General features: G+C 38.4%; 12 protein-coding genes and 1 other annotated feature (1 of these 13 cut by a window edge). Of the genes, 11 read left to right on the top strand and 1 reads right to left on the bottom strand.

Features of this window, described 5'->3' with window-relative positions; all coding sequences use genetic code 11:
* The first annotated feature begins 133 nt into the window (after positions 1-133).
* A complete protein-coding gene (metE, locus tag IPU53_RS19140) occupies positions 134-2422 on the top strand; it encodes a 5-methyltetrahydropteroyltriglutamate--homocysteine S-methyltransferase (protein ID WP_207452600.1) in 2289 nt (762 codons plus the stop codon).
* 86 nt (positions 2423-2508) lie between these two features.
* Here metE and IPU53_RS19135 read toward each other — a convergent pair whose 3' ends face one another.
* On the bottom strand, positions 2509-3141 hold the full coding sequence (locus tag IPU53_RS19135; RefSeq protein ID WP_207452599.1) for a metal-dependent hydrolase: 633 nt from the start codon (positions 3139-3141) through the stop codon (positions 2509-2511).
* 272 nt (positions 3142-3413) lie between these two features.
* Between IPU53_RS19135 and IPU53_RS19130 the strand changes: the two genes are divergently transcribed.
* The 10 genes from IPU53_RS19130 (at position 3414) to IPU53_RS19085 (ending at position 12982) form a co-directional block, all read left to right on the top strand.
* Positions 3414-4166 (top strand): exodeoxyribonuclease III, encoded by a 753-nt coding sequence (locus IPU53_RS19130; RefSeq protein WP_207452598.1) that lies wholly within the window; start codon positions 3414-3416, stop codon positions 4164-4166.
* Positions 4166-5014 carry an SDR family oxidoreductase gene (locus IPU53_RS19125; RefSeq protein ID WP_207452597.1) on the top strand — a complete coding sequence of 283 codons (849 nt, stop codon included), beginning with the start codon at positions 4166-4168 and terminating at the stop codon, positions 5012-5014. Before IPU53_RS19130 ends, IPU53_RS19125 begins: the two co-directional genes overlap by 1 nt.
* A gap of 120 nt (positions 5015-5134) precedes the next feature.
* Positions 5135-6157 carry a hypothetical protein gene (locus IPU53_RS19120; RefSeq protein WP_207452596.1) on the top strand — a complete coding sequence of 341 codons (1023 nt, stop codon included), beginning with the start codon at positions 5135-5137 and terminating at the stop codon, positions 6155-6157.
* 448 nt (positions 6158-6605) lie between these two features.
* Entirely contained in the window at positions 6606-7211 is a 606-nt protein-coding gene (locus IPU53_RS19115) for a DedA family protein (RefSeq protein WP_207452595.1), read from the top strand.
* Positions 7212-7222: 11 nt separating this feature from the next.
* Positions 7223-7513: a DUF6509 family protein gene (locus tag IPU53_RS19110; RefSeq protein ID WP_313886530.1), complete on the top strand. Its 291-nt coding sequence runs from the start codon at positions 7223-7225 to the stop codon at positions 7511-7513.
* A gap of 333 nt (positions 7514-7846) precedes the next feature.
* On the top strand, positions 7847-8938 hold the full coding sequence (gene proB, locus IPU53_RS19105) for a glutamate 5-kinase (RefSeq protein ID WP_207452594.1): 1092 nt from the start codon (positions 7847-7849) through the stop codon (positions 8936-8938).
* A 20-nt stretch (positions 8939-8958) separates the two neighbouring features.
* Entirely contained in the window at positions 8959-10206 is a 1248-nt protein-coding gene (locus IPU53_RS19100; protein WP_207452593.1) for a glutamate-5-semialdehyde dehydrogenase, read from the top strand.
* A gap of 18 nt (positions 10207-10224) precedes the next feature.
* Positions 10225-11292, top strand: a complete 1068-nt coding sequence (locus IPU53_RS19095; protein WP_207452592.1) for a branched-chain amino acid aminotransferase — start codon at positions 10225-10227, stop codon at positions 11290-11292.
* A gap of 316 nt (positions 11293-11608) precedes the next feature.
* Positions 11609-12466: a dimethylarginine dimethylaminohydrolase family protein gene (locus IPU53_RS19090; RefSeq protein ID WP_207452591.1), complete on the top strand. Its 858-nt coding sequence runs from the start codon at positions 11609-11611 to the stop codon at positions 12464-12466.
* Between the two features lie 6 nt (positions 12467-12472).
* Positions 12473-12982, top strand: a complete 510-nt coding sequence (locus tag IPU53_RS19085) for a mismatch-specific DNA-glycosylase (protein ID WP_207452590.1) — start codon at positions 12473-12475, stop codon at positions 12980-12982.
* Between the two features lie 163 nt (positions 12983-13145).
* Positions 13146-13278 (top strand) — a binding site (T-box leader) (it continues 76 nt past the right edge of the window).

Raw genomic sequence — 13278 nt, 5'->3', positions numbered from 1 at the left:
AGTAATACCCCCGGCTTTAGAGAATACGGAGAAGCATAGGTGGGGGATGAAAGAAAACCCCCACTGATTGGAGGTTCACTTTATCGGACTTTTTGAACACACACTAAAAAAACAAACTGGAAGGAAGATTGACATGACACAAATAAATTCATCTAATATTGGCTATCCGAGAATTGGGGAGCAGCGTGAATGGAAAAAGGCATTAGAAAAATATTGGAATGGAGGCATTTCCCAACAAGAGTTATTAGACACTACGAAGGAGATCCGTTTGAATGGACTAAGAAAGCAGAAGGAATCAGGGATTGACTTAATTCCAGTAGGAGATTTCTCTTTATATGATCATGTATTGGACACTGCCCTTATGTTTGGTATTGTACCTCAACGTTTTCAAAATAATGATTTATCTGCTTCTTCATTAGACACATACTTTGCTATCGCGAGAGGAACAAAGGAAGCATATGCTTCAGAGATGACCAAATGGTTCAATACGAATTATCATTATATCGTACCAGAATTTGATAATGCGAAACCGATTTTGGTAGATAATCGCCCACTTCATTTCTATAAAGAAGCAAAAGAGGAATTAGGGATTAAAGGGAAACCAGTCATTCTTGGACCAATTTCCTTTTTGAAGCTTGGTAAGGGGTATAAAGAAACAGAATTTAACACCCTGTTAAAGGAATTTCTCCCTTTATATATTCAAATTTTAAAAGAGTTAGAGGCAGAAGGGGTAGAATGGGTACAAATCGATGAACCTATTTTCGTAACAGAGCTAGCTGAACAAGAAATTGCTCTTATTAAACAGACATATCAGGCGATCACGGAGGCTGTGCCGAATCTAAACATTGCCTTGCAAACATATTTTGAGTCAATCCATCATTACGAAGAGTTGATTAATCTCCCTGTTGCTGGTTTTGGACTTGATTTTGTCCATGGGGATACATTAGAAGTTATTCGTCAATTTGGTTTTCCACAAGATAAGGTGCTGTTTGCTGGTGTTATTGATGGAAGAAACGTTTGGCGAAAAGATTTAGAGCAAACATGGGGAGTTTTAGAAATCATTCAACAAATTGTCGAGAAGGACCGGATCATCCTTCAGCCATCATGCTCATTGCTACATGTACCGATAACCAAGGAACTAGAACAAACTTTAGACCCCATCATTAAAACAGGCTTGTCGTTTGCGGATGAAAAGTTAACAGAAATTGCGATACTTTCCGATGGACTTAAAAATGGAAAAGAGAAAATTAGTCAAGAAATCAATGAAAGTACTACAGCGATTCAAAGATTAAACCAGTCTGATTATCGTGGGGATGCGCAGAATTATGCTAATTTGGAACAAGGACAAGTAGATCGAACATCTCCATTCTCAGAAAGAATTGTAGAGCAGCAGGAGGCATTACAACTTCCATTATTACCAACTACGACAATCGGCAGCTTGCCACAAACTGCTGAAGTTCGTAAACAAAGATTGCGTTGGAGAAAAGGCGAGCTACCCACCGCAGACTACGAGCAATTTATTGAGAAAGAAACAAAGAAATGGATTGAAATTCAAGAAGATATTGGCCTTGATGTATTAGTCCACGGTGAATTTGAGCGTACGGATATGGTAGAGTATTTTGGTGAAAAGTTAAATGGTTTTCAAGTGACAAAATATGGTTGGGTACAGTCCTATGGGTCGCGTTGTGTTAAACCTCCACTTATTTTCGGAGATGTTTCCTTCGAAAATCCAATGACCGTCAAAGAAAGTGTCTACGCACAATCATTGACAGATAAGCATGTAAAAGGAATGCTAACAGGTCCTGTTACAATTTTGAATTGGTCATTTGCGCGTGATGATATTTCTGAATTTGAGGTGCTAAACCAGATCGCTATTGCCCTCCGTGCGGAAATTGAAGAATTAGAAGCAAATAATATCACGATCATTCAGGTGGATGAACCAGCCTTGCGCGAGGGACTTCCATTAAAGAGAATAAATTGGGAAGCCTATTTAAATCACGCTGTTCATGCTTTTAGACTAGCAACAGCAACCGTAAAAAATAGTACGCAAATTCATACGCATATGTGTTATTCCAGTTTTGGTGATATCTATGATGCGATCAATCGTCTAGACGCTGATGTGATTTCGATTGAAACATCTAGGAGCCACGGAGAAATCATTTCGACATTTGAAGAAAATACGTATGATAAGGAAATTGGTTTGGGTGTTTACGATATTCATAGTCCACGTGTACCGGCTAAAGAAGAGTTAAAAAATAATGTGTATCGAGCTCTTGCTACGATTCCAGTGAAGCAATTTTGGATTAATCCAGACTGTGGGCTAAAAACAAGAAAAGAAGAAGAAACCATTGCTGCTTTAAAAGTTATGGTGGAGGTGGCAAAGGAAATTAGAGAAGAACAGCTTCAAGCACTGAAAAAATAAGGACACCATTGTGTAAAAAGCCGCATTCCTTTAGCGAATGCGGCTTTCTTTTTGCGGAATGTTTCTCAGAGATTAGCAGTCTCGCTTTATAGCTCAACTTTTGAAAAAGGTAAAAATAGTTTTACACCTTTTCGGTTTTTTGGAATCCACTTCATATCTAAAATAAGATGGCTTGCATAAGCTCCTGTACAAACAAACATCAGTCCTTCTACGAGGACTTCTCTCTCCATGTAATGGCCCAATGTAGCAAAATAGAATAGACCCAAAAGGGAGTGAGTCAGCGAACGATGTGGCAAAAGAGAAGCAATACCAATATAGATCCCAAACATGATCATCCATACGCTACTATAATAGAAACCTAGCACTCCAACCAGTATACCTGTTAAGGTTAACATCCATTTTTGCTTCATAAAAAGGGGCGGGAAAATGAGGAAGCCAGATCCTAGTAAAATTCCTTGTTTCTTTGACCAATATGTATTGGGGTTTAAAAAACTCGAGGACATCAAATATAGACCAATGAACCCCAGAACGAGAATTGCCCATTTTTTATTAATCGATAGCTTTCTAGCTAAAACACCTGAAACATCTAAATCTGGCACTAAGCCAGAAAATCCTCCCAAAAGGGTAAAGGAAGCCGTTGTCACCAAGTCAACATGGGTATACTGGGCAACGCCAAATCCGATCAAAGCTCCCGCGATAAAATGTGTTTTTCCGTCCATGATACTCTGTCCTTTCTAAAAGAATAAGATTTTGCTAGTGTTAGGATCTACCTTCAGCGCCTAGTCCCGAGAGGCTCGTAGGATTCAAGTCCGACAGCGCGAATTTAGTCTTTCTTCCTATATTAGGGCGCTTGCGCTTTTCTTCACGATCTTCTCATTATAACAAGCCGATCACTTGTTTGATAGAGAGAAAAATGTCACAATAAAAATATTATGTTTAAGAGAGTGTTCAAAAAGTCCGGTAAAATTTAAACTTTAAAGGGGTAAAAACAATGAAACTTGTATCTTGGAATGTAAATGGATTACGAGCGTGTGTCCGTAAAGGATTTTTGGATTTTTTCCATGAGGTCGATGCGGATATTTTTTGTGTGCAGGAGACGAAATTACAAGCAGGGCAAATCGAATTAGATTTAGATGGTTATCATCAATATTGGAATTACGCACGTAAAAAGGGGTATTCTGGAACAGCAGTTTTTACAAAAATCGAACCTCTTTCCGTTAAATATGGAGTAGGTGAGGCAGAGGGAGAAGAGGAAGGGCGCATCATCACACTTGAATTCGAAGATTTTTTCCTTGTTAATGTTTATACGCCCAATTCACAAAGAGACTTGGCTAGACTTCCTTATCGTCTACAATGGGAAGAGAGGATGCGATTATATCTTTTACAATTAGATCGAATTAAGCCACTTATTCTTTGTGGGGATTTAAATGTGGCTCACAGAGAAATAGATTTGCGGAATGCTAAATCAAATCAGGGAAATTCTGGTTTCACTGTAGAAGAACGTGGAAAAATGACCCTTTTTCTTGAGGATGGATTTATTGATACATTTCGATATTTTTACCCAGATCAAACAGGGGCCTATACCTGGTGGTCCTATATGAACAAAGTAAGGGAAAGAAATATCGGCTGGAGAATTGATTATTTTATTACATCTGAAAGATTAAAAACGAGCCTTGTAGATGCTCAGATTCATTGTGATATTATAGGGAGCGATCATTGTCCTATTATGTTGGAGATAGACTGATGAATAAAAAAACAGTGCTGATTACAGGGGCATCAAGTGGTTTTGGATTGATCACGACAATCGCGCTAGCAAAGAGGAATTTCCATATCCTGGCAACCATGAGGGATTTGAAAAACAAGGATAACATAATAAAGTTATGTAAACAAAAAGGCGTGAATGATAGCTCTATTGAGTTTTTTCCATTAGATATTACGGATTCTCAATCCATACAAAAGCTTAGCTCTTTTCTTTCTGATCTGCCTTCTATTGATGTTCTCATTAATAATGCTGGTTTTGCCTTAGGTGGATTTGCTGAGGAAATCAGTTTACGTGAATATAGAGAGCAATTTGAAACGAATTTTTTTGGTACGATTGCAGTTACACAAGCTGTTCTCCCTTATATGCGTAAACAAGGAAATGGAAAGATTATAAATATGAGCAGCATTTCTGGGAAAATAGCTTTTCCTGGACTGTCTCCTTATGTAGCCTCAAAACATGCCCTTGAAGGTTGGTCAGAAAGCCTAAGATTAGAAGTTAAATCATTTGGAATTGATGTTGCTCTCATTGAACCTGGATCTTTTCAAACAAATATTTGGACAAAGGGAAAGAGAGTAGCTCAATCATCTTTGCTTTCTACATCTCCCTATGCGTCTATGATGACAGCGCTTGAAGCTGAATTGGAAAGTGGGAGTTCAAGCTATGGTGATCCACGCAATGTCGCTCTGCTGATTGTAAATCTTTGTACAAAACAAAAACTGAATAAATTTCGCTATCCAATTGGAAAAGGTGTAAAAGGATTATTACTTATGAAGCAACTAATCTCATGGCGCTTATGGGAAAAGCTCGTATTCATTAAATTAAAGCGTTGAAGCTAAATTGCACATCTCGCTAACGATCAATGTTTTATTTGAAAATACTGAAAATAGTTGTTATATTGTAGAGATTAGAGGTAACTTTATTTCTTATGGAAAAATGAGAGGGAGAGTGAAATGGAAATAAAATTTAATAAACAGGAAGAATTGTTTTCATTTTATGATGGGAAAGGAGAAGCAATTAACCGTAAAACGGAGGTTCGCTTTGATCCACTGACAAGTGAAACATCGCGAATCATCTTTGATGCCGGACTTTCCGTCACACCAGCTGATTATTCTGAAGCGGCCAAACTGACAGGAGGAAAGAACTGCCCGTTCTGTCCAGAGAACATTTATACAATGACGCCCCTTTTTCCTAAAAACATTGCTGATAAAGGACGGATTATCCAAGGAGATGCGATCGTTTTTCCAAACTTGTTTCCCTACAGTCAACAGAATGGTGTTGTCTTATTCTCGGGTCAACACTATGTTCAACTGCACGAGTTCACGACTGATATGATTAAGAATGCTTTTTTTGCTGCCCAACTTTATATTGGAAAAATAGCTAAAACAGATCCTGCTATAAAATATGCATCGATAAATTGGAATTATTTACCTCATTCAGGAGGGAGTATTCTTCATCCGCATTTACATGTGATTGCTTCGAAAGTAGCAACGAATTATCAGCGACAGGTGAATAATGCAGTCCAAGCCTTTAGGCAAGTGAATGATTGCGATTATTTTGAAAAGCTAAGTAGCCTTGAGAAGGAATTAGGAGAAAGATGGATTGGAGAAACCGGCGAGATCGCTTGGATGCACGCCTTTGCACCAAAAGGGCATAATGATTTTCTAGCGATATTCCAAAATAAACAATCGATGTTTGACATATCGAAACAGGATTGGAGCGATTTTGCAACTGGTCTTAAATTGGTTTTCAAAGTGTTTGCAGAACAGGGATTTACCAGCTTTAATTTGCTAACACATCTATCAATCGATCCAAACGGACTGCAAACTCCCCATGTTCGAATCATTCCTCGATTTACTCTGGGAGGACTAAATACAAGTGATATCAATTCTTTTCAAGTGTTACATCAAGAACCATTAAGCTATAAATATCCAGAGGATATCGCCAAGAAAGCACGAAAATATTTCAATAGGTAGCCTTGGTATGACCAACCACTTGTGGGCGATGTAACTCCATTGGTTTTATAGGGAAGAATGTGCAAATGTCTATTAAACTTTCTAGGAATCGTTCAAGCATCGATTTAGATGCTTGTTTTTTTATGCGCAAATAACATTATATTAAAAAAGTGTTCCGAGAAGACTTCGAAAGGTGGGCGACTCCAGATATTATAGCGTTTGACTAAAATTGTTAGGACCTGGTACTAGTAGTTGCAAGCGGTATTAGTACCAGGTGTAAGGCTTTTGGGAAATAATCCCTGCTGATCCCTTATATTTATTCTTTTGAACAGTAAAATGGTATGTATATTTATACATCGCCTATTAAGACAAGACAGAACGTGTAATTTCAGCTATAATTTCAGTGATATTTAACTGAAAATGCTTGTATGATAAAATAGACAAGTTTTTAATCTTTAGGAGTGTTCATATGGATAATTGGATTATTACGATTATGGAAGAATTCGGTTATATTGGCATTCTCTTTTTAATTACGATAGAAAATATTTTTCCACCAATCCCTTCTGAAGTAATCCTTACCTTTGGTGGGTTTATGACCACCACCTCCAGTTTAAGCTTGATGGGGGTCGTTTGGTTCGCCACTTTAGGGTCAGCGATTGGAGCTGTGATCCTATACGGAATTGGTTATTTGGTCAATCCCGAACGTATTGAAAAAATAATTGATCGTTGGGGATATCTATTGCGTTTAAAAAAGGAAGATATTCAAAAAGCAGAGCTCTGGTTTCAAAAGCATGGTGGATGGACTGTGTTTTTCTGCCGATTTATCCCGTTAGTTCGTAGTTTAATTTCAATCCCCGCGGGAATGGCACGAATGCATTTTGTTCCATTCTTTCTATTGACAGTACTTGGGACTTTGATTTGGAATGTTATTTTAGTAAGTATTGGTGCAGCAGTGGGGGAATCCTGGACAAAAATTGTTGAAATAATGGACGTATACTCTACTTTCGTATATATTGGATTAGCTATATCATTAATGATTGTGTTCGGCATCTTCTTAAAGAAAAGACAGACATGAGAGAGGTATGAATGATGAATATAACTGGATATACAGTAGAAGCATTACATGATCCAACTGGCATTCTTGAAGGAATCAGATATGAGTTCTTTTTGGAAATCGAAGTACCAGAAGAGGATGAATTATTTTCCGAAAATGGTTTATTGTTAAGAGTGATTTTTGCTGACGGCAGTCAAGGAAAAAACATTCTTCATTATGAATTTATGGAAAGAAACTCAAACACCATTTTAGACTTTGCTCTTGAAGACGAGGAGGAAGAGCTCGTTCTTAATTTCTGCAATCAGCATTTTAAAGAGGATTAGGCAGCTTACGTAGTCTGTTCGACCCTTGACAATTCTGGTTATTTTCGTCATAATGTTAGCAAATCATTGAACGTAAAAAAGGATTAGTAAGTGGTCTTTGATGTGCAAGAGAGTGAAATTTACAAGCTGGAAGATTTCGCCACAATCATCCCACAGAACCTGCCTTTTTAGTCTCATGTTAAACATGGGCGCAAACCTCAGCGTTATAGGCAAAGTGGGGTGCTATGAAAGCATCCAATTATGGTGGTACCGCGGAAGTCAAAAGCTCTTTCGTCCTTAATGTTTTAAGGATGAGTGAGCTTTTTTTATATTATATATGCATAGGTGATTGAAATGAAAAAGCAACGTATTGTGGTCAAAATAGGAAGTAGTTCCTTAACAAATGATAAAGGAGAAATTGATCAAGATAAATTTAATGATCATATCCATGCCCTTGCTAAATTACGAGAAGCCAAGCATGAGGTGATCCTCGTCTCTTCCGGGGCAGTAGCAGCTGGGTTTGCTTGTTTGGGTTATCCAGGTCGCCCTGTGACTTTAAAAGGGAAGCAGGCCGCTGCCGCTGTCGGTCAAAGTCTTTTAATCCAATCATATATTGAAAAGTTGAAAGAGTTTGAGATTATTCCCGCGCAAATCCTATTAACGAGATCAGACTTCAGTGATCGAGAAAGGTATCGAAATGCTTTTGCAACGTTGTCTGAACTACTTGATAGAGGGATTCTGCCGATTATTAACGAAAATGATACAGTTGCGGTTGAGGAATTAACATTCGGAGATAATGACATGCTATCGGCGCTTGTTAGTGGCTTTCTCCATGCCGATCAACTAATAATCTTAACAGATATCAATGGAATCTATACAGCCAATCCCCGCATACATCCAGATGCCAAAAGGTTGAATTACTTAGAGGGAATTCCTGATGAACTCATGAAAGGTGTAGATGAAATAGGGTCAAAAGTAGGGACTGGGGGCATGCGTTCCAAGCTTCTAGCCGCAAAAACCGCGCATTCCTTAGGTGTTCCTGTTTTTATCGGCCAAGGAACAGGACCGAATAAATTGATGACAATTTTACAAGGCGATGGAGATGGAACCTATATTTCCAATTCTTCTATTTCATCCATTAATACCAACCGCCAGTGGATTGCGCTCCATTCGGCTTTATCAGGTAGGATCTATGTAGATTCAGGTGCAGAAGAAGCGATCCTTCATAAAGGAAAAAGTCTTTTACCTGCAGGGGTATCTAAAGTACAAGGAACATTTCATAAGGGAGATGTAGTGGAAGTTTTTGGTAGTAGCGGTTTATTAGGAAAAGGAGAAGTAAGCTATTCATCCGATGACCTAAAGAGAACGATTGAGAAGCGGCAGATAGAGAAGAAAATAAAACCAACCATAGAAGTGATCCATCGTAATCGTTGGGTACAATTTTAAAAAGAAAGGGGAATATATTTATGAGCGAAGTCAAAACGAAGGGGTTTGCAGCAAAGCAGGCAAGCTATGCTTTAGTGAATGTAACCACAGAGGAAAAAAATCAGGCACTAAAGTTTATTGCAGATGAATTATTAGCATCACAACAAGAATTACTTACAGCTAATGAAAAAGATTTACAATTTGGGAAAGAGAATGGGATTTCCACTGCTATATTGGACCGGATCATGTTAAATGAAGAACGTATCCAAGCGATGGCACAAGCGATAGAGCTTTTAATCCAGCTTAAAGATCCGATTGGAGAAACGATCGAAGAAATTGAAAAAGAGAATGGATTGCGCATCTATAAGAAACGTGTCCCTGTTGGGGTGATCGGTATGATCTATGAAGCACGACCAAATGTCACGATCGATGCAGCAACATTAGCTTTAAAAACAGGTAATGCGGTTATTTTAAGAGGAAGTTCCTCTGCAAAATACTCTAATATGGCGCTTGTAAAAGTGATTCATCAAGCGTTAAAGAATAGTCAATTACCCCAAGATTCAGTTCAATTATTGGAAGATACAAGCAGGGAAACAGCGAAAGAGCTATTCCGCTTAAATGAGTATTTAGATGTTCTAATCCCTAGAGGTGGTAAACAATTAATCGAAACAGTCATCCGGGAATCAACCGTTCCGGTGATTGAAACAGGCGCGGGCAATTGTCATGTTTTTATTGATGAATCGGCTGAATGGGAAATGGCGAAGAACGTAGCTTTAAATGCGAAAATTCAACGGCCTTCTGTATGTAATACGATTGAAACTTTGTTAATTCATGAAAAATGGTTTGAAGAATACGGGGTAGAGCTCGTACAAAGATTCCAAGATAACAACGTAGAAATTTACGGTGATGAAATCATTAGAGAGAAGTGTCATAATATACTTGTGGCAGCAGAAGAGGATTGGACGACAGAATACTTGGGTTTATCAATCAGTATGAAGGTCGTATCGAGTGTCCAAGAAGCGATTGATCATATCAATCATTATGGAACCCACCATTCAGAGTCCATTATAACTAGACAGGATCAACATGCTGCACAATTTTTAAATAGTGTCGATGCAGCGGCTGTCTATCATAATGCTTCTACACGATTTACTGATGGATTCGAATTCGGTTACGGTGCAGAAATAGGCATTAGTACGCAAAAATTACATGCGCGTGGCCCGATGGGATTAGAAGCCCTTACGTCGAGTAAGTTCTTTATTTACGGTAATGGACAAATACGAAATTAAAGAGAAGGAGAACGCCCTATGCAAGAAATTAAAGTACAGTTAAGCAAAGAGAAAAAAGAAAAGCCAACCGATGCACAATTGCCTTTTGGTCGTTATTTTACGGATCATATGTTTGTGATGAACTATGAGGAAGGCAAGGGCTGGTTTGATGCTAGAATTGTTCCTTATCAACCAATTGTTTTAGATCCTGCTGCGATGATCTTTCATTATGGTCAAACTATTTTTGAAGGATTAAAGGCGTATGTAACAGAAAATCAAGATGTATTGCTATTCAGACCTGATGAAAATATGAAACGCATGAACCGCTCCAATCAACGGTTATGTATTCCAGCGATCGATGAAAATGTAGCTTTAGAGGCATTGAAAAAGCTCATTTCCGTTGATCGGGCTTGGATTCCTACGAAGGAAGGGACTTCTCTTTATATTCGTCCGTTTGTTTTTGCGACTGAGCCTTATTTAGGTGTAGCACCTTCCAAGACTTACCAATTTGTGATTATTTTATCCCCGGTGGGTGCTTATTATAAAGAAGGAATGAACCCGGTAAAAATTGCGGTGGAAAGCGAATATGTGCGAGCTGTGAAGGGTGGAACGGGCGACGCTAAAACAGCAGGCAACTATGCAGGTGCCTTGAAAGCGCAAGAAGTAGCTGAAAGAGAAGGCTATTCACAAGTCCTTTGGTTAGATGGGAAAGAACATAAGTATATTGAGGAAGTCGGCAGTATGAATGTGTTCTTTAAAATAGATGGAGAAATTATTACACCTGCAATAAATGGAAGTATTTTACAAGGGATTACCCGTAAATCTGTTATAGAATTATTAAAGCACTGGAACATCCCTGCGGTAGAGAGAAAGATTTCGATGGAAGAGGTTTACGAAGCGCATAAAGAAGGTAAACTAGAAGAAGCCTTTGGTACTGGTACAGCAGCCGTTATTTCACCAATTGGAGAGCTCTTCTGGCATGATCTTAAAATCACCATCCATAATGGAGAAACTGGAGAAGTATCAAAAAAGCTCTATGATACTTTAACAGGTATCCAAACTGGAAAAGAAGCAGATCCGTTAAATTGGGTGATGAAAGTAGAATAAGGTGAAACTTCATTCAGTGGGGATTTCGATGCTTAGGATGTGCTAGTGCAGACGTTGCGACAAGATGTCGCGAACTTAGTCTGCTTGCTTTATCCCCCACTGAATGTTAGTTGAACCAATCGGGTATTTACTGGCAGTTGGTCCCCCACTTACAATTCTCGTATAAACTCGAATTCTTGAAGTGGGGGGGCTTACTGCCAGTTAATTCGGGATAAAACGCTGATAGTAACTAGTCCAGTCCATAAGCTGATTAGTTACTATTTTGCATTATGGCGAGTGTTGAAAACATGCACTATTCGCCAAAACAAGGAGAAAAATGATGGCAATTAAAGACAAACGAGAGAATGTATTTTGCAACAATGAGTATGGAGAATTAAAAAAAGTCATTTTATGTGAACCAAAATATATGGCGATTCGCGAGATTATTAACGAAACTCAGAAGCATTATAATAACCGGCAAATTGATCATCATCTTGCGGAAGAACAACATCGTCAATTTATCACTTCTTTACGTGAATGTGGAGTAGAAGTTTTCGTGATTCCACCTAAAAAAGAATACCCTGAACAAGTTTTTACAAGGGATATTGGGTTTACCATTGGTCACCAAGTTTGTGTCTCGAAAATGGCGAGAACTATTCGTCAGGGAGAAGAAATTGAATTAAAAAATAGCCTAACCCATCATCAATTGTCTTATCTGGACATCCAGGAAGGGAGGATTGAAGGTGGCGATGTCATGATAGACGGGATCACTGTTTATGTCGGAGTAAGCAGTCGTACCAATAAACAGGCGATATCCTTTTTAAAAAATGCTCTTCCTGATTATCATATCGTTCCCATTCCGTTTCAAGATCAGTATTTACACTTAGATTGTGTCTTTAATATTTTGTCTAATGAGGAAGCGTTGTATTTTCCTCAAGCTTTTGATGAAAATACGATTGCGATGTTAAAGGAAAAATATAATTTGATTGAAGTAACGGAAGATGAACAATTTACACTTGGGACAAATGTTCTGTCAATAGGAGGCAAAAGGCTCTTTAGCTTACCTGTTAATCAAAAAGTCAATCAACAATTAAGAAATAAAGGGTATATGGTAATAGAAATCGATTTATCTGAAATCATTAAATCAGGAGGCTCTTTTCGATGCTGCACTTTACCGATCTTAAGGAGGGAATGATGCATCGTGTCACTAAAACCTGTACCAGATCATCTGAAAAAAGGATTAAAACTTCTGTTTGTTGGGTTTAATCCTAGTATTCGTTCAAGTGAAACCGGTCATCACTATGCCAATCCGACGAATAAGTTTTGGAAGCTTCTATTTGAAGCAGGACTTACGGAACGAAGATACCTCCCAGGTGAAGGGGACGCCCTTTTTGCACAAGGATATGGATTTACAAATATTGTTCCGAGACCAACGAGGAATGCTGCAGAAATTACAAAGGAAGAATATCGAAAAGGGAAAGACCTATTAGAAGAAAAAATTCGCTTTTATCGACCGAAAATCGTCTGTTTCGTAGGAAAAGGAGTTTATTTACAATTTTCAGGGAAAAGAAAAGCAGAATGGGGGAGTCAGCCAGATCAAACGATTCCTGGGGTGATTGATTTTGTGGCCCCTTCAACGAGTGGTCTTGTGCGAATGAGTCTTGAAGAAATGAAAGAAATTTATAGCCAATTAGGAAATCTGCTTGATTAATATTGAGGTGGAATTTGGGAGGAAAGAGGTTGCTTTTCTACAAATAATCCATTATAATAACGAAAATTAATTAATAAAGTGAAACTTCAATCAGTGGGGATTTTCTTCATCCCCTACTGATTGAAGTTTCACTAATCGGGGATCAACTGGCAGTTGATTCGGGATAAATCCTTTGATGAAGAGAGTAATGATCAATACGGCATGAGCGAGTTAGGGATGGTGAAAGCCTAGCAGTCTGTTTGTTCATGAAACGCACTTCTGAGGAGCGGCCTGAAGGTATAGTAGGGTTTAGCCGG

The sequence above is a fragment of the Bacillus sp. SD088 genome, assembly GCF_017355205.1.
GTDB lineage: Bacteria > Bacillota > Bacilli > Bacillales > Bacillaceae_C > Lederbergia.
The sequence above is the reverse complement of the archived record's forward strand: the minus strand, read 5'-3'. Positions and strand labels throughout refer to the sequence as shown.

Coding starts and splice junctions, on each gene's coding strand:
- IPU53_RS19120 (WP_207452596.1), top strand. CDS start 5,135: ATGGAAATAAAATTTAATAAACAGGAAGAATTGTTTTCATTTTATGAT.
- proB (WP_207452594.1), top strand. CDS start 7,847: ATGAAAAAGCAACGTATTGTGGTCAAAATAGGAAGTAGTTCCTTAACA.
- IPU53_RS19135 (WP_207452599.1), bottom strand. CDS start 3,141: ATGGACGGAAAAACACATTTTATCGCGGGAGCTTTGATCGGATTTGGC.
- IPU53_RS19090 (WP_207452591.1), top strand. CDS start 11,609: ATGATGGCAATTAAAGACAAACGAGAGAATGTATTTTGCAACAATGAG.
- IPU53_RS19115 (WP_207452595.1), top strand. CDS start 6,606: ATGGATAATTGGATTATTACGATTATGGAAGAATTCGGTTATATTGGC.
- IPU53_RS19110 (WP_313886530.1), top strand. CDS start 7,223: ATGATGAATATAACTGGATATACAGTAGAAGCATTACATGATCCAACT.
- IPU53_RS19125 (WP_207452597.1), top strand. CDS start 4,166: ATGAATAAAAAAACAGTGCTGATTACAGGGGCATCAAGTGGTTTTGGA.
- metE (WP_207452600.1), top strand. CDS start 134: ATGACACAAATAAATTCATCTAATATTGGCTATCCGAGAATTGGGGAG.
- IPU53_RS19100 (WP_207452593.1), top strand. CDS start 8,959: ATGAGCGAAGTCAAAACGAAGGGGTTTGCAGCAAAGCAGGCAAGCTAT.
- IPU53_RS19095 (WP_207452592.1), top strand. CDS start 10,225: ATGCAAGAAATTAAAGTACAGTTAAGCAAAGAGAAAAAAGAAAAGCCA.
- IPU53_RS19130 (WP_207452598.1), top strand. CDS start 3,414: ATGAAACTTGTATCTTGGAATGTAAATGGATTACGAGCGTGTGTCCGT.